The organism is Pseudomonas spelaei (assembly GCF_009724245.1).
In the GTDB taxonomy this organism is placed as follows: Bacteria; Pseudomonadota; Gammaproteobacteria; order Pseudomonadales; family Pseudomonadaceae; genus Aquipseudomonas; species Aquipseudomonas spelaei.
Map to the genome: position 1 here is coordinate 131,550 of NZ_WNNK01000003.1, position 21,196 is coordinate 152,745.

Here is a 21,196-nt window from a genome sequence, read left to right on the forward strand (position 1 = left end):
AGGCCCGCAGCGTGGTGGCGAGGCACCACGCTGCGGTTGGTCAGGTTATGGATTACTTGCGGATCCAAGCGTCCTGCCAGTTGCTACCAACGCCAGGTTCAAACTGAGTGGCGCCTGCGTTCCACTGGATGCAGTAGCCGCTGTAAGGAAACGGCTTGCACTCATAGACGTTGCCGTCTTTGGCCAGGACTTTGGTACCCGCCTTGTAGCCGCTCAGGCCTTTAGGAAAGATAAAGTCGTAGTCGCCGCTGTTGGCATCTTCGGCTTTCAGGGTGAAGTGATGGGTTTGTTGCAGCAGTTCTCCTTTTTCCGGTTTGGCGACTACTACCACGTCATACCCACCGTCGTTCACATTACGCAGAGGGATGGAAAAGTGTGGTGTGTTGTTGCCAGGCTCTGCCTGCTGGTAGGCGATGCTTTCGTTCTTGTCGTTGTAGACGGTAGAGCTGATGGTGTACTTGCCGCCCTGGGCGATGGCGTTGAAGTGCAGGTCGGCGGCGTTGTCTTTCAGGGTGTACTCGGCCTGCAAGCCGGAAAGTTTCAGCTCGCCAGGGATACTCGGCTGCTCTTTCTGAATCTCCACGCTCACCACGTCGCTGTTGTTTTTGGCGTACATGGTGTTTTTGCCGTAGTTGGGGACTACTTCGTTATTGGCGTTGAGTTCGCCCATGACGTAACCCGCATTGGCCTTGTTGACCTTTTGCGCCAACAGGAACGGCCAGGTGTTGGCCTGGGCCTGTTCTTCGGTATCGATGTTCAAGCGTGTCTGGCGGTTCTGCTGCTCCCCGGCGCTGGTGAACACACGGGTGCTGACCTTGTCACCGACATGCAGTGGCTCTGGCTGGACCGCCCCGAGGATTTTCCAATCGGGAATCGGTGCACCGTCGTTGTCGATATTCAGGTCAATGACCTGGTAGAAGGTGGCCGCCGTGTCGGCGATCTTCCAGGTAGCCAGCATCACGTGATAGCCGCTGTGGTCGGCAGGAATATTGACTTTGTGCTGCGTCTTGCCGCCGGCAGGCGGACGCACGCCGCCAGCGTTTTCATTGAGCAGCGGTTTGAGTTCGAAGGCGTCGCGGGTCAGCGGCTGGTTCGGGTTCCAGTCCTTTTTGGTGATGTAGAACTGGTAGTAGGCGCTGGCGTGACCGGCGGCGTAGTGCCAGGTGAATTCGTTCATACCTGGCTTGACTGTGGTTTTCTGCCAGCGTGTCACCGATTGCTCGTTGAGCTGGGCGAAACTGTTGATGCCGCCAGCTGCAATGGTGCCGTTTGCCGGTCCGCACTGGGTGAAGTCACCCGCGCAGTACTGATTTGGGTAGTGGTGGTTGACCGATGGCGAGTACTCGACACTTTGCGGTTCATAAGTGACGGCACCGCAATCACGGTTAAGGCTGCCCCCGGTCGAGGAACACATGAAGGCGCGGGACTTTGGACTTTCGACATAGCCGTGAGCAAAGGCTTGTTGCGTGGCCAACGAAACCAGGCCGAGGGTAATGGCCAACGGTAGCTTGCGCATGGCGCTGGCGCGGGTGTTATGAAGCATCGAGTCACCTTGATATAGGGATATGAAATAGCTTTGTTGAAGGCTTCGATGTCGGATACCCCTTTGACGTAGCCAAGGTTTCCCGTGGCCAGCAGCGTCCGGTATCGAAGGGTGCCTAGGATGCCGAGCACAGCTGTGACTTTGTATGATACGAGTACGAAAGTCGGGAGCAGGGAGGGAAAGGTGTTTCAACGAGGTGAGGTAGAAGCTGTCCAGGGCCGCTTGCAGCGGGTCAGCTGTGCCGTTCGATGTCGCGCAGCATCCGTTCAATGACGGACAGCAGATCCGCGTGTTGCGCATCCAGGTTTTGCGCACCCTGTTGGGCGGCGAGTTGAAGATTGAGGCAGGCCCGCATGAGTGTCGGCGAGTCGATAATGCAGGCCAGACCGCTGACCCGGTGGACCAACTGTTCGAGGAAATCCGGCGTGGTGGGCAGTGGTGCGCTCAGCAGATCGCGCTCTTGCTCCAGGTTCGAGCGAAGCTCCCGGAGCAGCCGCTCTTTGAGGCGCGGATCTTCCTGGAAGCCTTGCAATTGAGAGACATCGAACGTTGGGGGCGCCATTTCGTCAGGCGGTAGCTCGCGCAGGGCCGCGACGGGGGCGCCAAGTAGATTCAGTCCGTCGAGAATTTCATGCAGCCGCTCAAGGATGATGGGCTTGATCATCAGGTCGTCCATTCCTGCCGCCTGACAGCGTTGTTTTTCACCCGCCAGGGCGCGGGCGGTATAGCCAATTATCGGCAACCTGGCCAGTCCGCGCGCCTGCTCGGCCGCGCGCACGTTGCGGGTGAGGGCGTAGCCGTCCATTTCCGGCATGTTGCAATCGGCGATCAGGACATCGAAGCGACCTTTTTCCCAGGCCTGCAACGCGGCCTCGCCGCTGCAAACATAGGTTCCTCGATGACCGAGCCTAAGCAGTTGTTGCTCGAGCACTACGCCGTTGGTGGACACGTCGTCGACGATCAGCACATTCAGCGCGGCAGCAGTCACGAGTCCTTGAGGGATATGTTGCGATTCGTCTTCGACCAGTTGCCATGGCAGTTTCAGTTCGAAACTGACCCGGCAACCCTGGCCTGGAGCACTGACGAGCCGGATGTTGCCACCCATCAGTTCGACCAGTTGTTTGCAGATGCTCAACCCCAGGCCGGAGCCACCATGCAGATGAGATATCTCGGCATGAGCTTGTTGGTACGGCGCGAAAATCTGCGACTGAAATTCCTCTGCGATACCGATGCCGGTGTCGTTGACCTGGAATATCAGCCGGCTCTGGCGAGGGGCTGACTCCAGTTCCTGGACCGTCAGTTCGACCCGTCCTTGGGCCGTGAATTTCAGGGCGTTGGATAACAGATTATGAAGAGTTTGCGTCAAGCGCATGGCATCTACTTGATAGCGCCGCTGAGGGTCCAGGCTGCATTCCAGTTTCAACTCCAGGTGTTTTTCCCGGGCTTGTGCGGCAAACAACTCAAGACAGTTCGTCAGCAGTTGGTCGAGTGCGGTGGGGCTTGGTGCCAGCTCCATCTGGCCTGTCTCGACTTTATCCAGATCAAGAATATTACCGATCATATCAATCATCGATTTCGCCGACTGCTGTGCGATGCACAGGTTTTGTGAGGGCGAGAGCGAGCCGCTGGTCTCTAGCTCCAGCAGACCAACCACGGCATTCAACGGGGTGCGCAATTCATGGCTCATGGTCGCGAGAAACTGGCTTTTTGCTGCACTGGCTTGCAGTGCCTGCTGTTGGGCTTCGAGCAGTTTGATTTCCAGGTGCTTGCGCACGCTGATGTCGATCCAGCCGCCCAACAGACCCTGTTGCTTGCCGAGCGCAGTATAGAAGGGCACCAACCATTGATAGATATGGTGGGTTTGGCCGTCGACTTCGATCACGCTGTCGAGAAACTGCGACTGGCGGTTATCCAGCAGCCGTTGATGTTGTTCCTCCAACTCCAGGGCGAGTGCGGGCGGCGCGATGCCTTGCTCTTGTGGTGTGGTGCCGCGTATTTCGCCGAGGGATTTGCCGAAGAACTTCTCATAGGCGCGGTTGCAGGTGCTCAGGCGACCTTGCAGGTCGCGTACGTAGAGGGGAATGGGCAAGCCGTTGAGCAAGGCGAACTGAAAGGCCAGTTGGTCCTTGAGCTGATTTTGCGCAGTACGACGCTTGCGGACCTGAATCCGTAGTCGCCAGTTCCAGTGCAGTGACAGCACCACCAGTACGAGGACTAACGTAGTGGCCTGCCACACCCAGTTCGGCAGGTAGTCCCAGAGCGAGCCTTCGGCGGCGGTCCACGACAGAATGCTCAGGCGATCCTGGTTCTCGTCGGCGTTTTTCACCGACTGCAGCAGCTTGTTGAGGATACTCAGGAGCTCGGGGTGGTTAGCTGATACGGCGAACACCAAGGGCTCGGGTTGAGCCTGGAACTGTTTGCCGGCCCGCAGCTTGGGGTTGTTCAATTGGTGGGCATCGGAGGTGCTGTTCAGGGTGGCGTCGACTATGCCCTGTTCGACCAGATGCACCGCCTGAATGTAGTCGTCGGTGAGTACCAGTTCGATCGTCGGGTAGCGGCTCTCGAGCAGCGAGCGCAGGGGGTGTCTGGCCGGGAGGGCCAGACGTCTGCCAGCCATAGCCTCCAATGAGCTTGGGGAGCTGGCGGCAGTGCGGGTGATGAATGTCCAGTGTACGGTGCCGAAGCCATCACTGAATAACAGGTTCTTTTGTCGGGCTGGGGTAATCGTCAGTGACAGGGCTATTTGTGCCTCGTCGTTTTCCAGGCTCCGCTGGTCGATTTCTGGCGATTGACTGTCGATGATATTCAGTGGCAGTCGATAGGCATCCGCCAGGCTGCGCAACACATTGAAGACGAGCCCCGCCCACTGGCCGTTGGCGTCGTGGTACAGGTAGTTGGGCACTTCACTGGCGATCAGGTTCAGGGACGGGAGTTGTTTCAATAAGGTGTCTTCTTCGCTGTCCAGTGCGAAGGAGTACGCCGCTGCGACTAGCGATGGCGACCGTTCCCAGAGGTGGAGAATTTGTTGTTTTCTAGCCCTGGATATGGTCTTCAGTGAGGTGTTGATCAGGATCACTAAATTGGGTTCAGTCTTGCGCACGGCGAAGCTGAAACCCATGGCCGGCAGGTTGGCGACATACTTGTTCTGCAGTTTTAGCGCCGACAGGCTGTGCATGTAGAAGTGGGTGCGCAGTTGATCGCCAATCAGTGCATCAGCCTCGCCATCGGACAGGCGTTGCAGGCCTTCGACAATGCTTTTGGTCTCGACTATTTCCGCGTGGGGGTAGGCCCTGCTGACCGTTTCTGTCCGTACATAGTAGGCTGGAACCAACACTCGCTTGCCTGCCAGGTCAGGAGGGAGATCGCTGTCACTGATGCGGCCGACGATGATCGGTTCGTTGTCCAAGTAGGGTGTGCTGTAGACGAGACCGGATTGTCTCTTTTCGTATTCGGTGGCGCGCGGTACCACGTCGACGTCCCCAGCGGCCAGTGCGGCGATGGCACTGTTCACTGAGGGATAGTGCACTCGCTGAATAGGCAGCTCGAGAAACTGGCTGATATGTTCCAGGTAATCGTTGGTGATCTGGTTGAGGATATCGTTGCCATGGGGCTCTGGATGTTCGTTGGAAATGCTTACCTCGGCGACAAGTAGCGGGCGTGCGGGTAGCGTCTGGCGCATGGCCGTCAGAGTAGCCAGGGGCAGGCTATGAGTCGATGGCATGGGCTCAGCGGCATTTAGGGGAAATGCACTGATCAGCAGCAGGAGCGCGATCCAGACAATCAGCCGTTGCGCGCCCGCTAGAATCGTAGACATATGGGGATCTTGGTGCTCAAGTCAGCCCGACTTCCTGGATAAACTGGTATAAGCCGGCGTTGTTATCCAGACCCAGTTTGCGCATGGCGCTGCTCTTCTGGTTGCTGATGGTCTGTTTGGAGCGATTCAGGTTCAGGGCTATTTCACTGATCGAAAGCCCTGTGCCGTATAGGCGCAATACTTCTGCTTCGCGAGGGGATAGCTGTTCGTTCCGGGCCATTGACTGGTCTGGGTTGAGCAGGTACCTGATGGAAGGGGATATGAAGGGTTTAGCCCGGCTGGCTCGAATCGCCATGTTCAGGTCACCTTGTAACCCTCGTTTGCTGATCAGCCCCTGAACCCCTAGTTTCAGGATAGAGGCGAGCAGCACTGGGTTATTGAGCATTGTCACCACGATGATCGCGACATCGGGGTGGTGTCGGCGCAACTGCTCGATCAGACGGGTACCATCAGCCTGTTGGCTGTTGGGCATCATCAGATCGGTAATGATCAGCTCACAGTGTTGTTGGGTCAGTAACTCGAACAGCCCTTCGACGTCCTGCGCTTCGCCGACAATTTGCAGCGTTCGGTCGCCATTGAGCAAGGCGCGGATGCCTATGAGCGTCAGCACGTGATCATCGACAACGATAACTTTCTTTTGCATCTGTGGTGGAGCCCTGTCGTTGTGTAGCTATGATCGAGTGCATAACGTTAAGCGGAACAGTTGTAAGTGTTGCTCTAATCTATTGTTTACAGAGTAATTTTATCTGTCTTTGCCATGAAGCACCCGTGTTTTTCGGGCGAAACGCGGTCAAGTGGGCATGGGGCGCAAACGGGTGTCGGACCCCGAGGGAGGATGGCGCGTACACGTAACCTCTCAGAGCAATCTAGGTTTTGCTTGAGTCGAATGGCAGAGCCTTGAGAATGATGCTGAGCTTGTTTTTTGCCTCCCCCAGTTTTTTCAGATTGATCGATAACTCCATCGCCTTGCGTTGCAACGCTTTTTCACGCAGATCCAATTCAGATTGCCGTGTGTTTTGTTGCAGTTGCTGTTCACTATAATTTTTTAGGTCTTGCAGCAACGCTTCTTTTTTCTGATTGAACAAAAGTTCTCTGTCTTGCAGTTGTAACTCTCTGGATGCCAACGTTTCCTGTTGAATCTGACGTTGGCTTTCTTGGGCCGTCAACTTTTCTGCCAGTTCAGAAAAATCATCAAGCGTCGTTTGCACTTCAGTTAGAAAGCTCTCGGCGCCAAGACCCTGAAATACTGACTCATCATCGCCTGATTCCTGGGTTTCAGTATCGTGATTGAAAGACGCCAGGTCAGAGGACGAGGCGTCTGCAGGCCCGTGGAAGTTGGGTTTCGGACCAAGTTGTTCCGGATGGGTTTCGGTCTCACCCGGTTTAGCGGGTACAGCTGTTTCAAGGGCCGGGCCCAAGGAGGCCGAGGGTTGGAAATTGAATAATTTAACAATCCAGTCTTTTGCGACGTTCAGGGTGCGATGCTCGTTGATGACTGCTGAGGTCACTGTCTGTTCACCCAGGTCCAAGAGGTAGAAGGACGCATGGGGCATACCGGTTTCCCCCGTGACGGCTTCTCGCAGGATTTGTCTGAACGCCTGTGCCGCCCCTTGCCAGTCCGCATCAGACGTCAGGGCGTGCAGACTGAAACCATCGGCCTTTTTATGCAAAGAGACGAGATAAACCCGGGAGTTAGTGTCATCAACGTCCTCGTTCAGGCTGTAGGCGAGGAAGTTTCGGTTGAGTTCCGGAATCGCAAAACCGAACAGCAGCGCCGCCGTCAAGACGTTCTGCTCATCGTGTTTGATGGAAAGGGTTCGTACCAGCATGTGGGCACCATGAAGTCAAAAATAATATACCTGGAAGAATACGAAGGATTTAACTTTCAGGCTTTAAGTCATTGCTGGCATTGATTCTGATAAATCTTAAAGTTATCAGGATTTATCTGATGGCGACTGATCCGTCCGGTGAGCACCGGCTGTAATGTTTATTGTTTCAGGCTTAGCCAGAATGGTTCGTGGCGTGATCACCATTTGCTCTAAAAGTGGTCCTGAGCATGAATATTCGTTTCGTCCTCTGATGAATGAGCCGGTGTTAGCAGCTCAATTATCACGGTCTTTTTTGCTGAATTCGGAAGCCATGATCGAAATATCCAAACTCACCAAGCGTTTCTCCGGGCATATAGCTGTGGACGATCTGTCGCTGCACATCGGTCCCGGAGAAATTCTGGGCGTTCTGGGGCCAAACGGTGCCGGAAAGTCCACCACAATGAAAATGCTGACAGGCTTCCTTGCGCCGACGTCTGGCACAGCGAGCATTCTCGGGTTTGATATTCGCAAACAGAGGCTTCTGGCTCAGCGCCAAATGGGTTATTTGCCGGAAGGCGCCCCCTGTTATGACGGCATGCGGGTCCAGAGTTTTCTCGAGTTCATTGCCAGCATTCGCGGTTACCGTGGAGCAGAGAAGCGTGAGCGCGTGGACCGGGCGATAGATCTGCTCGAACTGGGAGGCGTTTACAGGCAGCCTATTGAAGCACTTTCCAAGGGGTTTACGCGTCGGGTTGGATTGGCTCAAGCGATCCTGCATGACCCCAAGGTGTTGATTCTCGATGAGCCCACCGACGGGCTTGACCCGAACCAGAAGCATCAGGTTCGTGAGCTAATCCAGGGGCTGGGACGGGACAAGACGGTCATTATCTCGACACATATCCTCGAAGAGGTCTCGGCTATTTGCCAGCGGGCCTTGATCATCAGCAATGGCCGGGTCTTGGCGGATGAGTCACCCGCCGAGTTACAAAGTCGCTCTCGTTATCACCAGGCCGTTACTGTGCAGGCTGACGGTCCGTTGGACTTGCTGGCCTTGGCCGTGCTGCCAGGCGTCGCCGGGGTCGAAGAGAACAGGGAAGAGCAGAGCCTCACGGTGCTGGCCCGTCCAGGCGCGGTCATTTTTCCTCAGATCAATGCGCTCGTGGCTGCTCGGGGCTGGCGCCTGAACAGATTGGAGCTGGAGCAGGGGCGCCTCGATGAGGTCTTCCGTAGCCTGACCCGAGGAGAGACGGCATGAAGCAGCTGCCAGTGATCTTCAAGCGTGAGTTGGCCAGCTACTTTACCTCGCCGTTGGCCTATGTGTTCATCGAGATATTTCTGGTCCTGTCCGGCATCTTCACGTTTTACGCAGGCGAGTTCTATGAGCGTAATCAGGCGGATCTGGCGCCTTTCTTCGGCATTCATCCCTGGCTGTATCTTTTCCTGATTCCGGCGTTGGCCATGCGTCTGTGGGCCGAGGAGCGCAAGTCCGGCAGCATAGAGTTGCTGATGACCCTGCCGGTTTCCTGCTTCGATGCGGTGCTCGGCAAGTTTCTCGCGGCATGGGTTGTAGCCGGCATCAGCTTGATTCTGACGGTGCCCATGGTGTTCACCGTGAATTATCTAGGGGACCCAGACAATGGCGCGATTCTCACCGGTTATTTGGGCAGTTGGTTACTCGCCGGGGCCTATCTGGCAATTGGTTCCTGCATGTCGGCATTGGCGAAGAGCCAGGTCATCGCGTTGATTCTTGCGGCGGTGGTGTGCCTGCTGTTTATCGCTTGTGGTTTTCCACCCCTGCTGGACGCTCTTAATCCTTGGGTACCGCAATGGCTGTTGGATCTGCTGGCCTCGCTGAGTTTCCTGACCCGTTTCGATGCAATCAGCAAGGGGGTGATCGATCTGCGTGATCTGCTCTATTTCGTCAGCGTGATCATGGCCTGGCTGGCGGCCACCGCCGTAGCCGTCAATCTGAAGAAAGCCGAATAAGGAAGAATCCATGAAGCGTGTGATGTATTCCGGAGCCGGCCTGTTGGTGGTTGCTTTATTGTTCCTGGTGTTCAATATCGGGGTTGGTAAGTGGCTCACGGGTGTTCGTCTGGATCTGACCGAGCACAAGCTTTACTCCATAAGCCCCGGTACCCGGCAGATTCTCTCTGGCCTGGAAAAGCCCATTGACCTGTACTTCTTCTATTCCAACAGTGGTTCGAAGGAGCTGGTACCACTGCGCGGTTACGCCTTACGTGTCGAGGAGCTGCTCAAGGCCTATGAGCGTGAGGCCGGGGGTAAGCTTCGTCTGCACATCATTGACCCACAGCCATTTTCCGATGAGGAGGATCGGGCGAACGGGTTCGGCCTTCAGGCGATGCCACTGAGGCAGGGCGTGGCGCCGGTTTATTTCGGTCTGGTCGGTACCGATTCACACAACAATGCCCAAGTGATCCCGTTCTTTCCCCTGGAGCAGGAAGAGCGGCTTGAGTACGACATCAGCCGACTGATACAGACCCTGGCTCAACCAAAGCGGCCGGTGGTGGGGCTGCTCTCCACCTTGCCGGTCAATGGTGGCTTCGATATGAGCAGACAGCGCAAGATCGAGCCTTGGGTGCTGATCCAGGAAATTCGTCGGGAGTTCGAACTTCGAGAGTTGATGAGCGACGTTGCGCAGATACCGCCTGAGATCACTGTGCTGATGCTCGTGCATCCCCAGAAATTGACGCAGTCGACGCTGTACGCCATCGATCAATTCGTGCTGCGCGGCGGTAAGTTGCTGGCCTTTGTCGACCCGCTGAGCGAACAGGATCCCGGTGCGGAACATTTCGGGATTACCAGCAAGGACAAGTCCTCGGACCTGGCGCCGTTGTTCAAGGCCTGGGGCGTGCAGATGCAGCCGGGCAAGCTCCTGGCGGACGGTTCCTATGCGCTGTTCGATAGTGCAGGAGAAGGACGGCGCCCGATTCCCCGACCCTTCACCCTCGAATTGCCGCAGGCAGCGTTGAGTCGGGATGATCCGAGCACATCCGGACTGGAAAGCATCAGTCTGAGCACTGTCGGAATAATCGAGCCGATAGAAGGTGCTACCACGCGATTTACACCGCTGATGCACAGCTCGGATTACGCAATGCCATTGGACGTCATCCGCTTCGAAAAGACCGTTGACCTCGATCGGCTGATGCAGGAATTCCCGCTTCATAGTCAGCGGTATGTCACGGCGGCGCGAATTCAAGGGCCTGCGAGGTCGGCATTTGCCGATGGCATCGACGGTCATCGAGACGGCCTCAAGCAGACGCAGCAGATCAACGTGATTGTGGTGGCCGATACTGACCTGTTGAGTGACCGGATGTGGCTGCACATTCAAGACTTCAACGGGCGCCCCATACCGCAACCCTGGACGGATAATGCGTCCTTTGTAATCAATGCATTGGATAACCTGAGTGGATCGGATGCCCTCAATAGCCTCCGCTCTCGTGGTCGCTACAGCCGTCCCTTTACTGTAGTAGAGCAAATGCAGCGTAAGGCCGAAGCGAGTTTCAGGGAAAAGCAGTCGGCCCTTCAACGGCGCCTCGATGAGACCGAGCGCAAGCTGGCCCAATTGCAAGAGCTGAGAGTAGACAAAACCCAGGCGCCTGATGCGCAGCAGCAGGCGGCGATTCGTCAGTTCGAGCAGGAAAAAATGCGCATACGTCAGCAGCTGCGTGAGGTGCAGTATCAATTAAATGTTGATATTGATGCGTTGGGGGGGCTGTTGAAGGTGGTCAACATCATCCTGGTACCGCTGCTGCTGACCTTGTGCATGCTGATGGTCTGGGGCATTCGGCGTGTTCGCCAGAAGAGGAGCCTGTGTCGCTAGCGTTGGGGGTTGGGTGGGCGTCTGTAGGATGTATCTGATGCCGGGGTTCGCTTTGTCTGGGTGGGTATGTGGAAATGTGCAGTTCTTTCCCGGTGGTTATTTGGGTAAGATTTTTCCCGCTCTCCAGAAATCCAATACAGACGTTAATCTACCGGACGATTAAACATGGTGGCATTACACACCAGGTTTATTCTTCTGGGCGAGGATCCGTCTGGCCCTTATAGTCGTATGCGGTCGTGAGGGGGAGGGAAGTACTCTGTACTGGAAGTATCAGGGCTTCGGACTGCGCCTTCTACATTTGTAGACAATCAGGCATCGATTTTTTAGGGAAGGCTGCACATGGGAAGCATCGTTATCGTTGATGATCATCCCCTGATCCGTTTGGCGGTCAGGATGATGCTGGAGAAAGAAGGCCATACGATCATGGCCGAAGTAGATAATGGCTCGGATGCGCTGGAGATCGTGCGCAAGCTTCTGCCTGACCTGATCATCCTCGACCTCAGTATTCCCAATATGGATGGTTTTGCGGTGATTTCCCACCTCAAGTCCATCGGTCTGGCGGTGAAAGTCCTGATCCTGACCTCGGGTGACTCGCGTAATTTCGCCATGCGCTGCCTGCAGGCTGGAGCGGCGGGATTCATCTGCAAGGACGATAACCTGGATGAGTTGGTGGGGGCGGTCAAGGCCGTGCTGTCGGGGTACTCCTATTTCCCCGAGGACACTATTTTCATGCTGCGGGAAAACGTCCAGGCGGCCAACCAGGAAGGCACCCTCATTGCACAGCTTTCCGATCGTGAAATTACCGTGTTGAAGCTGCTTGCCCAAGGACTTGGCAACCAGGAAATCGCCGAGACCCTGATCATCAGCCACAAGACCGTGAGCACTTATAAAGTTCGCTTGCAGAGAAAGCTCAATACACCCAACCTCGTGGCCCTGGTTGAGTTGGCCAAGCGCAACGGCGTTGCGTGATCGTAGCCAGATACGACTTCCTTTCCCTGATTGGCAAGTGATCAGACCGTTCGGTGTGATCTTCCGATAAGTCCTTGGGGGTGTAAGTAGCCTGCTGACATTCGACCTGGCAGCATTTGGATAACATCAGGCATCTCCTTATTTATGGCTTGGCCTGATGTCGATCAACGAAGCTATCCCTCCAAAACTCATCTTGTATAGCCAATCCCCAGGACTGCTGTTGCAGTACTGGGCTTCGCTGAATGCCCTTGGAATCTACAACGTAACGCCGTGCGCTATCTGGGCAACCCTTATGCAGTGTCCGCCATCAGCCGATCGCTATGATCTGCTGCTGTACGACCACTCGGGGGTCGATGAGTGTCTGAGCGATGTGTTGCCACGTCTGGCTGAAAGAAGAGTCGCCCGGCAGATTATTGTGCTGACGCATATCGATCCCGCGCCCCGTCACAGATTGTTGGCCTGGGCAATGGACAAGGGCATTGCGCTGCTCGATGTCGCCAATCCACCGATGGACAGCAAGACCTTGCTTGGCCTGCTGGAAAAATGGGGCACCGGTCGTCAGCAATCCCTCAGTCGATCAGGCTGAATCCGCGTTCCAGTTCAACCATGGCCTGTTCGACCTGGGCAGCTTTCTCCTCAAGCTTCGACAGGTCGCTGGAGCCGCAGGCGTCTTCCATTTCCCGGCAACGGGCGATCAATTGCTCGGCTTTTACCACGCTGGCGGCCCCCCTGATCCGATGTGACAGTTCGCGGAGAGCCCGTATGTCGCGCTTTTGCAAAAGTAGTTGGAGCGTTCCCAGGTCCTGTCGGTTGCTACTCAGCAATTCGCGCACCAACTCCTGCACCTGTGAAGTATTACCTCCGGCCAGTCGACTCAAGGCGTTGATACCGATGTGGTCCTGATCGTCTTCGATGTTCACCACCCGTTGAGGTTTGGCAGCGTCGTGTGCGTGCGTTGACGAGCGGCTGAACGTAAACGAGGACAGGCGTGCCTCCAGCTCATCCAGGCTCGTCGGCTTGATCAGGCAGTCATCCATGCCGATCGAGAGGTAGCGTTCGATGTCCACTTGCCGGGCGTCGGCAGTTAAACCCAGGATCACCGTCGGCGTCAGGCCCGAAAGTCGTTCTTCCTCGCGTATCGCCAGGGTCAGCTCTGCCCCCGTCATGATCGGCATGTGGCAGTCGGTGATGATCAGCTCGCAGTGAAGATTACGCCATGCCGCCAGGGCCACCTCGCCGTTCTCGGCACCTGCAGCTTCATAGCCGAGAAACTGGAGTTGCTGAAGGAGCAACTGGCGATTCATGAGGTGATCGTCAACGACCAGTATTCGCACCCTGCCATGACGTGGCGCCACGCTTGTCAACGGGGGAGAGGACTCACGTGGCGGTACCGGATCGAGTCGCGTCAGGGTCAGGTTCACCCTGATCCGGGTGCCGGTGCCGGGTATGCTGATCATATGCAGCGTCCCCCCCATCATTTCGCACAGCGAACGACTGATGACCAGTCCCAGCCCGGTGCCGCCTCGTGCGTTCGCCGGGTCCTGATTCACCTGCGCAAATGGACGGAACAGGCGGGTTTGGTCTTCCTGCGAGATTCCGATTCCGCTGTCTTCAACCAGTAGCGTAAGCGCAAGGCTGAACGGCTCCACCCACTCGCCGGCCACGGTGATTTTCACGCAACCTTCATGGCTGAACTTGATGGCGTTGCTGACCAGATTGGACAGTACTTGTTTGAAACGCAGCGGATCGATGAGTACATCGCCATTGATGTTAGGGTCGACGTCCAGAATCAGCTGCAGGCCTTTGTGCCTGGCCGCGCCATCGAAAACCCGGAACACCGACTCCACCAGCTCCCGCAGGTTGTCGCGCTTGGGCGCAAGGCTAAGACGACCGGACTCGATACGCACGATATCGAGAATGTCACCAATGAGCTCCAGCAGGTTGTTTGCGGCCGTACGGGCAATTTCGATACCGGCACGATCGAGTACACCTTGATCGGCGCGCTTTAACGCCAGCTCGAGGGTCCCGATGACCGCGCTCATGGGGGTACGGATTTCATGACTCATCGTGGCCAGGAAGGTGGTTTTGGCGCGACTGGCATCTTCGGCCTGAACTTTTGCCGCTCGCAGAGCTTCAATCAGGGTGTGCTGTTCCGTGGTATCGAGCCAGCCGCAGATAACGCCCTTGATGGTGCCGCCCGAATCACGGAATGGCTGGATCCAGTGGTCGATCCAGATGGTTTTGTTGCCCAGGGTAATTTCGCAGCGTTGCTGGATCGGCTCGCCACTCTCCATGGCGAGCAGGTAGTTGCGATGGAAGTCCCGGACGGTTTCGAAACAGTCGATGGGCATTTCCAGGGTGGTTTTTCCCAGTATGTCGCTCAAGGAAAGGCCAAGGGCCTGCTCATAGCTGCGTGTACAGGAAAGCATACGACCCTCCCGATCACGCGCGTAAACCGGTTGGGGCATAGCGTCGCTGAGTGTTTGCAGAAACTGCAATTGATCATTCAACGCCTGTTCGGCCGCCACGCGTTTTTGTATTTCCCGACGCAGGAACACAACCTTGAGCAAAATGATCGCGACGACTGTCAGCGCGACTGCGATGATTTCTCCAATGACCTCGCGGTAATCTCGCCAGGTCTGACCACTCATGGCGGTGTTGGCGCGCCAGCGGTTGGTGATCGAGTTCATGTCGTCGGGCGGAATACTCAGAATTACCTTGTTCAGGATCGACTGCAATTCGGTATCGCTGCGGCGCATGGCAAAATTGTTGGTGGCCTCGTTACCGCTCGTGATCCCTGCGATCTGCAAGGTATTGTCGTAGAGTCGGCTGGTGTAATAGCGCGCGGACGAGAGGGGCATCATCGCCGCATCGGCCTTGCCTTCGGCCACCATGCTGAGTGAGTCCAGTGTCGTTGCCGGCGTGACGAGACGGATATCCGGATGTTCACTGCGGATCTGTGCAATGACCGCCTGGCCCTTGGCGATGGCCAGACGCTTGCCTTTGAGGCTTTGAAGTCCGTTGAATGCCTTGTTGGACCTGGCGTTGACCACGGCAAATGAACTGGTCGCAAAAGAGTGGGTGAAGCGCAAAAAGGTTTCCCTTTCAGGGGTGGGAATCAGCATCGCCAGGTCAGCCCTTCCGGCTTTCAGAGCTCGCTGAAGATTGTTGAAGCTGCCCGTGCGTTCAACCTCGAACTGCAATCCGGTGCGTAACGAAATGATGTCGAACAAATCAGCGACAATGCCGTTGAAGTTGCCGTTGGCGTCAAAAAAGGCGGCAGGTGCCAAGTCATCGTTGACGACCATCCGGACCACCGGATGCTGCGCTATCCATCGCCGTTCCTGGGCACTCAAAATCACTTTGTCCCCGGACAAGACAAAGCCACTGCCTGCCCAGCGTTTGATGATATGGGAGAGCTTTGCCTGGCCCAGCGTATCGATGCTGTTATTCAGGATCTGCAGCAGACGCGTGTTGTCCTGCTTTACGGCAAAGCTGAACCCATTGGAGGTCATTTCCACGGGGCGATCGAATTTCACATAATTGAAAAAGCTCTGGTTGACCATGTAGTAGGCCGAAAGCGAGTCCCCCAGATAAACGTCGACCTGTTCAAAGGCCAGCGCCGCCATGGCTTCGGTCTGTGACTTGAATTGCACCAGTCGTGCCTGCGGAAACAGATTCTGCACTTCCTGGGAGGACCGATAATCTTCGGCCATGGCGATCGTCGCTCCGCTGAGGTTTTTGGGGAGCAAGCGACTGTCGCCCTGGCGGCGGAAAATGGCCGGAAAATCTTCCGCGTACGACCGACTCAATGCCACGGGGTAGGCGTCAAGTTCAAAATTGTTGGCACCGCTGAGCAGGTCGATTGTTCCAGCTTGGAGCGCCTCCAGCGCCTCGGCCCGATCCGGCAGATTAAGAACGCTGATTTCGATGCCCAATTGTTGGCTGAGCAAGGCCGCCACGTCGGCGCTGATGCCCTCATAGTCACCGTCGCTATACACGATATCCAGGGGTGGGAAACTTGGCAGAGAGACCCCAAGCGTCAGCTTGCGTTTGTGCCTGAGCCAGGCCCAGTCCTGTTCGGAAAGCTGTATGTCCTGATGTTCTGAAGCGAGCTGGCTCAATAAATGGAGGCGCTCAGGAGTCTTGGTCGCACCCCAGGCAGACATAATTGGCAGCAGCAGGAGTAGGGCGCCCATAACAATGGAAGGACGGATCAATGAGCCGGGTTTGCACATGGGGGTTACCAGAATGAGGTCGAGAGCCTGTTACCATTCCTTGGCGGCTTGCTGTCATGAGGGGTTTTGCAGTGTGTGGGCACGACGCCGTCTACCGATAAACAACGTGGTCTTAAGGTAACGAACACGCCTGTTGTAAATTGTTGATTAAGGGGCGAACGAGCCTGACCTGATCGGTTCCAGATGAGAAACGTGGCGGGTGATTTCAGGGCGAGGCGTTCAGGCCGTAAGCAAGTAATTGCGCTTGTCGCGTTCAGCGTCCAGGCAATACTGGAAAAAACGCGTCGTGGGCATCGGGCGTGCCAAGCCATAACCTTGACCAATGGAACAGCCCATCCTGTGCAATTGCGCCTGCTGCTCCGACGTCTCGACGCCTTCCACCACGAGTGACAGACCCAGTGAGTCGGCCAGCGTGACTGCGCTTTCGATGACCGCACGGTGATCAGGGCGCGACTCAAGTTCGCGCACAAAGGAACCGTCCAGTTTGAGCTGACTGAACGGAAGGCCGCAAAGTCGTTGCAGTGATGAATAACCACTGCCGAAGTCGTCCATCGCTAAGCCACATCCCATCAATCGCAGGCGTATCAGGTTTTCCAGGCTGTTGACCGTGGAATTGACCAAACCTGTTTCAGTGATTTCGAAGAGTAATCCGTGGGCGGGCAGCCCGAGTCTGTTCAAGGCTTTTTCAATCTTATCGACAAAGGTTGTTGAACCCAGTTGTGTCGCGTGCACATTGAACGCTAACTCAACGGACAGACCGGTTAGCGCCAAGGCTTTCTGTAGCATCAGTCCCTTCTCCAGCAACCGAGCGAGCAGTTTGTCAAGCAGATGATGGGCTTCGAGGGTTGCTAGAAAGTAGGCGGGTGACAGAAGCCCCAGGCGCGGATGGTTCCAGCGCGCCAGGACTTCCGCCCCTTTTAATTCGCCGCTATTGAGCATGAACTTGGGTTGATAGTAGGGCTCGAACTCATCGTCATCGAACGCCCGCTGAATTTCTGCAAAGGACGGCGGAGCATCCAACTCAGGTGTCACAAGCTTGTCGCTGCCAGCGCGATAAGCATCAAGTACCACCTGTATTTGCTCGACGTCGCTGGTTTGCCCCAGATCTCCGAGCACTTGCAGGCCAAGGCAGGTGATCATGGAGTGGGCCGCGCTGCGCAATGAGGCGTCCATTTGACCGGTGATCAAAATGGCTCGGGCCAGGTGGGCTTTGCTGACCTCGCGCAGGAAGGTCAAACCATCCCTGCCGGCCGTGCGCAGATTGCAGATCGCGATATCGACCCCGCCACAGCGACGAAGTCCTTCGAGGGCCTCCTGGCTGGTCGAGGCTTGATGTACCGGCCCCGGTTCGAGTGGTTGTAAAAGCGCGACGATACGCTGCCGCTCACAGAGCTGTGCGTCGAGTACAAGAAAACTGATGGGTTGCATGACGGGTCAACCGGAAGTAAGCAATGGACCTACCTTGAAGGAAAAGCGCCTAAGTGACGATCAGTGCTTTCCATCCAAACCATAGGATATATCCTGTCAATACTTAGGATTTATCGTAAAACCAGTTAATCTGCTTACATGGGGTTTGTTTCAGGCTATGCAAGACAGCCGGGCTGATGGATAGAACCACAGTACGCGGCCTGGCGACAGGTAGCCGCGCGGCGGGGCCGATTGCTCAGTCGTCGACAGGGTGAAGCTGATAATTTGAATTGGGCTGTCCATGAAATCCATTCGCTCCAACCTGCGTAAATTGTCCAGGTCTTCGCTGCGCTTCAATTTTATTCTGCTGTCTTCATTTCTTCTGACGATCTTCTTTTTTGGCGCGAGCTATTGGGTCATTTACAAGGTGCTCGAAACGCAACGAGCCAAAGTCAACTATCACTATTTCAGAATGGTCGGTGCGATCCACGAGCACGAGCTTTTTCTGCTGCAAGTCATTCGGTCGACCTCCGCGCCTTACCATCCGAATGTTGGCACCATGCTGCCAAGCATTACCGAAGTGAAGTCTCTGCATCTGACGCGTTATGAGGTGGCCGGGACGCCGCGTACCTCAACATTTTCCATGGTGCTGCCCGATTCTGCCTCTCAAGGCGCCGATCATCAGACGGCGTCCCGTAAGCTGGAATTGGGCATGATGCTGTCGAACTTTCACCATGGGTTCTGGAACGACTCACCTTATTCGGCACCACAAATGTTCTTGCTGGATCTTAACAGCGAAGTCGGATTGGCTATTCCAGCCATCGAACGTCGGGGTAGGCACGGCGAAGAGGCTCCTAACGGCTTTCTGCACGTTGTCGAGAAAGTGAGTCGTGCCTTGCATGAGAACCCACCGGACCCCATTGCCCATCGTGTGTACTGGCGGGCGGGTGCAGCATTCTTGGGAAGAGAGCATTCGGAAATGCTCGCTTATGTGGCCGACGCGGTGCCCGATGACTCCTGGATCATGAACGGCGCGACCCCGCAGGTAGTTGCAGCCACACTGTTCGAGCTGAACAGTATCAATGATTACAACCCGCTGCTGCGAACACCGGTATTTGACTCACTGGATCTGATCTCTCCAGATGGCGTGGTCTTGCTGGGTTCCGGCAGCTCGAAGTCTGATTATGAAGACGGTATCTATCTCACCTGGAAGGGGCTGTTGATCAAGCGCAGTTCCGGATCCGAGAACAGCTGGCATGCCCTTTATCATGTGGGCTATCAGCAACTTTTCCAGGACGCCAAATGGCAGTTGTTCAATGTGGTGCTACTGCTCGTTACCTGTGTGGGATTGGGCTGGTTGCTGTTGCGGTGGCAACGGAAAAACATCGTCAAGCCTGCCGATCACTATTACGGTTCTCTGGTCAGCCGTAATGAGTTCAGTCAGGGCATCATCCAGGCAACGCCTGTGGCACTGTGTGTGATCAAGGAAAGTGACCGGCAACTGGTCATGCAAAACTCTTTGGCTTTGCAATGGTTCGGTGAACAGAACGATCTGGCGCAGCTGACGCGTGACTGGCACATGTTTGAGGATGGCAATCCGGTCTATGGCGAGACCTGCGCCATGATCGGTTCACTGTGCTTGCATGCGCGTTTTGCTCCGACGACCTATCAAGGTGAGCCCGCATCGCTTTGTGCGTTCATTGATATAACGGCCCATAAAGAGGCTGAGTCCGAATTGGTGGTGTCGCGCAATAGGGCGAACGCCGCCAATGCAGAAAAAAGCCGTTTTTTGGCGACCATGAGTCATGAAATCAGAACCCCCTTGTATGGCGTCGTCGGGACTCTGGAATTGCTGGGGCTGACGCACCTTAGCCAGCAGCAGGATGGCTACCTGCGAACGATTAAGGGCTCCTCCAACATTCTGCTGCAACTGATCAGCGACATTCTTGATCTCTCGAAGATCGAAGCCGGAGAAATGTCGTTGGAACTCGGGCACTTTGCTCCACTGGAGGTGGTGGAGGAGGCGCTGCGCAACTATTCGGCTATCGCCGAAGGCAAGGGACTGCTCTTGTACAGTTGCGTCGACACGGACTTGCCCGGACTTGTTCTGGGCGACGGCATGCGGGTTCGCCAGATCATCAATAACCTGCTGAACAACGCCATCAAGTTCACCAAGGAGGGCAGAGTAACGCTTCACTTGAACGTGCTCGGGCGCGAAGACGGGCGCGTACGCCTTCATTGGCAGATCATCGATACGGGCGTGGGCATTTCCAAAGAGCAGCAAGTCAATTTGTTCGAACCGTTTTTTCAGGCCAACAACCAACAGCCTGCGTCGAGCGGCACCGGGCTGGGCTTGTCCATTTGTTCCCAGCTCAGCCAGATGATGGAGGGGACTCTGGAAGTAGTCAGTGCACCGGGTTTGGGTAGCAGTTTCAGTTTTGAAGTGGAGCTGCAGGAAGTGCAAAGCAGTGTTCAACTTCCAGAGGTGATCGAGGCAGGGAACGCAGAAATCCATGTCCGCTCTCCGGTTGCCGAACTCACCCACGATATTTGCCAATGGCTTGAGATGTCGGTGGGCAACGTCGTTGCGTGGGACGAACAGACGCAAGAGCCGCCGGACCGGACAGCGCTGCTGCTGGAGTTGCTGCCAGAGTCATTGCTTGCGGTGGACTGGCAGGGCCCTCGGGTCGTGGCCGGGCATGATGCCAGTGTTCAGCCGCTGCTGAGCGAGCATCGATGGCGGGTCAATGTGCATAACCGCCTGGGTGTGGCCCATGGAGTGATGCTGGCGCTGGGTTGGCCGGTGGCATTGCCCACCCCCTCTGATTCGGAGCGCCCCAAGGGAATACTCGGCTTGAGGGTATTGCTGGCCGAAGACCATCCGGTCAATCAGGCGCTGCTCAGCGAGCAGCTGGAACAGCTTGGCTGTTCGGTTACGCTGGTTGGTAACGGGCAGGAAGCTCTGGAATGCCTGAAAGATGCCGACTTCGATGTAGTGTTGACGGATGTGAACATGCCGGTAATGGACGGCTACGAATTTGTCACGCGATTGAGACTGACCCACGGTGTGTTGCCGGTTATTGCCGTGACCGCCAATGCGTTTCAGGAAGAGGGTGATCGTTGCATCGCGGCGGGGATGAACGCTTGGCTGACGAAGCCCATCAGTCTGCATGCCCTGCTTACTTGCCTGAGGAAAGTGACAGACGAAAAAGCGGTCAGGATGATCAGGGCGAAGTCCCGGAACGAAACCCGTTCACAAGGCGACGCAGAAGACCTTCTGGCGTTACCGGAGCGGATCCGTACTCTGTTTGTCAGCTCCATGGAAGAAGATCTCAAAGCCATTCACGCGGCCATGGAACGTAACGATATTGACGAAATCATCCGTCTGCTTCATCGCATTCGCGGGGCACTGTCGGTTGCCAGAATACCCAGCCTGATAGCTGCCAGTCGTGAGGTGGAGATTGCGTTGAAGGAGGGTGTGACTGTTTCATCGGTTCCTGGTTTGAGGCGTTTGCTTGGGCGTTTTCAAGCACTCCTGAACCAGCTTGTGGATACCCATTAACCTGACACACA

General features: G+C 55.9%; 12 protein-coding genes. 6 read left to right on the top strand and 6 right to left on the bottom strand.

The annotated features are described in order from the left end of the window. Positions 1-52 precede the first annotated feature (52 nt). From gbpA to GNF76_RS04820, 4 genes are all read right to left on the bottom strand, one after another. On the bottom strand, positions 53-1,543 hold the full coding sequence (gene gbpA / locus GNF76_RS04805; RefSeq protein WP_155582032.1) for an N-acetylglucosamine-binding protein GbpA: 1,491 nt from the start codon (positions 1,541-1,543) through the stop codon (positions 53-55). Positions 1,544-1,775: 232 nt separating this feature from the next. Continuing rightward, positions 1,776-5,357, bottom strand: coding sequence for an ATP-binding protein (locus tag GNF76_RS04810; RefSeq protein ID WP_155582033.1), 3,582 nt, complete (start codon positions 5,355-5,357; stop codon positions 1,776-1,778). A 16-nt stretch (positions 5,358-5,373) separates the two neighbouring features. Further along, positions 5,374-6,000, bottom strand: a complete 627-nt coding sequence (locus GNF76_RS04815) for a response regulator (RefSeq protein ID WP_155582034.1) — start codon at positions 5,998-6,000, stop codon at positions 5,374-5,376. 223 nt (positions 6,001-6,223) lie between these two features. Beyond that, positions 6,224-7,186: a hypothetical protein gene (locus tag GNF76_RS04820; protein WP_155582035.1), complete on the bottom strand. Its 963-nt coding sequence runs from the start codon at positions 7,184-7,186 to the stop codon at positions 6,224-6,226. Between the two features lie 310 nt (positions 7,187-7,496). Here GNF76_RS04820 and GNF76_RS04825 point away from each other — a divergent pair, with 310 nt between their 5' ends. The 5 genes from GNF76_RS04825 (at position 7,497) to GNF76_RS04845 (ending at position 12,564) form a co-directional block, all read left to right on the top strand. Beyond that, positions 7,497-8,420: an ABC transporter ATP-binding protein gene (locus GNF76_RS04825; RefSeq protein ID WP_155582241.1), complete on the top strand. Its 924-nt coding sequence runs from the start codon at positions 7,497-7,499 to the stop codon at positions 8,418-8,420. After that, the gene (locus tag GNF76_RS04830) at positions 8,417-9,151 is read left to right on the top strand and encodes an ABC transporter permease subunit (RefSeq protein WP_155582036.1); all 735 of its coding nucleotides are present in this window, start codon (positions 8,417-8,419) and stop codon (positions 9,149-9,151) included. Before GNF76_RS04825 ends, GNF76_RS04830 begins: the two co-directional genes overlap by 4 nt. Before the next feature lie 10 nt (positions 9,152-9,161). Beyond that, entirely contained in the window at positions 9,162-11,009 is a 1,848-nt protein-coding gene (locus GNF76_RS04835) for a GldG family protein (RefSeq protein WP_155582037.1), read from the top strand. Between the two features lie 339 nt (positions 11,010-11,348). After that, a complete protein-coding gene (locus GNF76_RS04840; protein WP_155582038.1) occupies positions 11,349-11,978 on the top strand; it encodes a response regulator transcription factor in 630 nt (209 codons plus the stop codon). Positions 11,979-12,135: 157 nt separating this feature from the next. Continuing rightward, complete coding sequence (locus tag GNF76_RS04845) at positions 12,136-12,564, top strand: hypothetical protein (RefSeq protein WP_155582039.1); 429 nt, start codon at positions 12,136-12,138, stop codon at positions 12,562-12,564. Here GNF76_RS04845 and GNF76_RS04850 read toward each other — a convergent pair. Both GNF76_RS04850 and GNF76_RS04855 read right to left on the bottom strand, forming a co-directional pair. Continuing rightward, positions 12,548-16,216 (bottom strand): transporter substrate-binding domain-containing protein, encoded by a 3,669-nt coding sequence (locus GNF76_RS04850; protein ID WP_155582040.1) that lies wholly within the window; start codon positions 16,214-16,216, stop codon positions 12,548-12,550. The genes GNF76_RS04845 and GNF76_RS04850 overlap by 17 nt on opposite strands. 219 nt (positions 16,217-16,435) lie before the next feature. After that, positions 16,436-17,644, bottom strand: coding sequence for an EAL domain-containing response regulator (locus GNF76_RS04855; RefSeq protein ID WP_155582041.1), 1,209 nt, complete (start codon positions 17,642-17,644; stop codon positions 16,436-16,438). A gap of 280 nt (positions 17,645-17,924) precedes the next feature. Here GNF76_RS04855 and GNF76_RS04860 point away from each other — a divergent pair, with 280 nt between their 5' ends. Then, on the top strand, positions 17,925-21,185 hold the full coding sequence (locus GNF76_RS04860; protein WP_155582042.1) for a hybrid sensor histidine kinase/response regulator: 3,261 nt from the start codon (positions 17,925-17,927) through the stop codon (positions 21,183-21,185). Positions 21,186-21,196: the final 11 nt, after the last annotated feature.

Bases quoted from the DNA above. Each gene is read 5' to 3' on its own strand.
- gbpA (WP_155582032.1), bottom strand. From the start codon at position 1,543: ATGCTTCATAACACCCGCGCCAGCGCCATGCGCAAGCTACCGTTGGCC.
- GNF76_RS04810 (WP_155582033.1), bottom strand. From the start codon at position 5,357: ATGTCTACGATTCTAGCGGGCGCGCAACGGCTGATTGTCTGGATCGCG.
- GNF76_RS04815 (WP_155582034.1), bottom strand. From the start codon at position 6,000: ATGCAAAAGAAAGTTATCGTTGTCGATGATCACGTGCTGACGCTCATA.
- GNF76_RS04820 (WP_155582035.1), bottom strand. From the start codon at position 7,186: ATGCTGGTACGAACCCTTTCCATCAAACACGATGAGCAGAACGTCTTG.
- GNF76_RS04825 (WP_155582241.1), top strand. From the start codon at position 7,497: ATGATCGAAATATCCAAACTCACCAAGCGTTTCTCCGGGCATATAGCT.
- GNF76_RS04830 (WP_155582036.1), top strand. From the start codon at position 8,417: ATGAAGCAGCTGCCAGTGATCTTCAAGCGTGAGTTGGCCAGCTACTTT.
- GNF76_RS04835 (WP_155582037.1), top strand. From the start codon at position 9,162: ATGAAGCGTGTGATGTATTCCGGAGCCGGCCTGTTGGTGGTTGCTTTA.
- GNF76_RS04840 (WP_155582038.1), top strand. From the start codon at position 11,349: ATGGGAAGCATCGTTATCGTTGATGATCATCCCCTGATCCGTTTGGCG.
- GNF76_RS04845 (WP_155582039.1), top strand. From the start codon at position 12,136: ATGTCGATCAACGAAGCTATCCCTCCAAAACTCATCTTGTATAGCCAA.
- GNF76_RS04850 (WP_155582040.1), bottom strand. From the start codon at position 16,216: ATGTGCAAACCCGGCTCATTGATCCGTCCTTCCATTGTTATGGGCGCC.
- GNF76_RS04855 (WP_155582041.1), bottom strand. From the start codon at position 17,644: ATGCAACCCATCAGTTTTCTTGTACTCGACGCACAGCTCTGTGAGCGG.
- GNF76_RS04860 (WP_155582042.1), top strand. From the start codon at position 17,925: ATGAAATCCATTCGCTCCAACCTGCGTAAATTGTCCAGGTCTTCGCTG.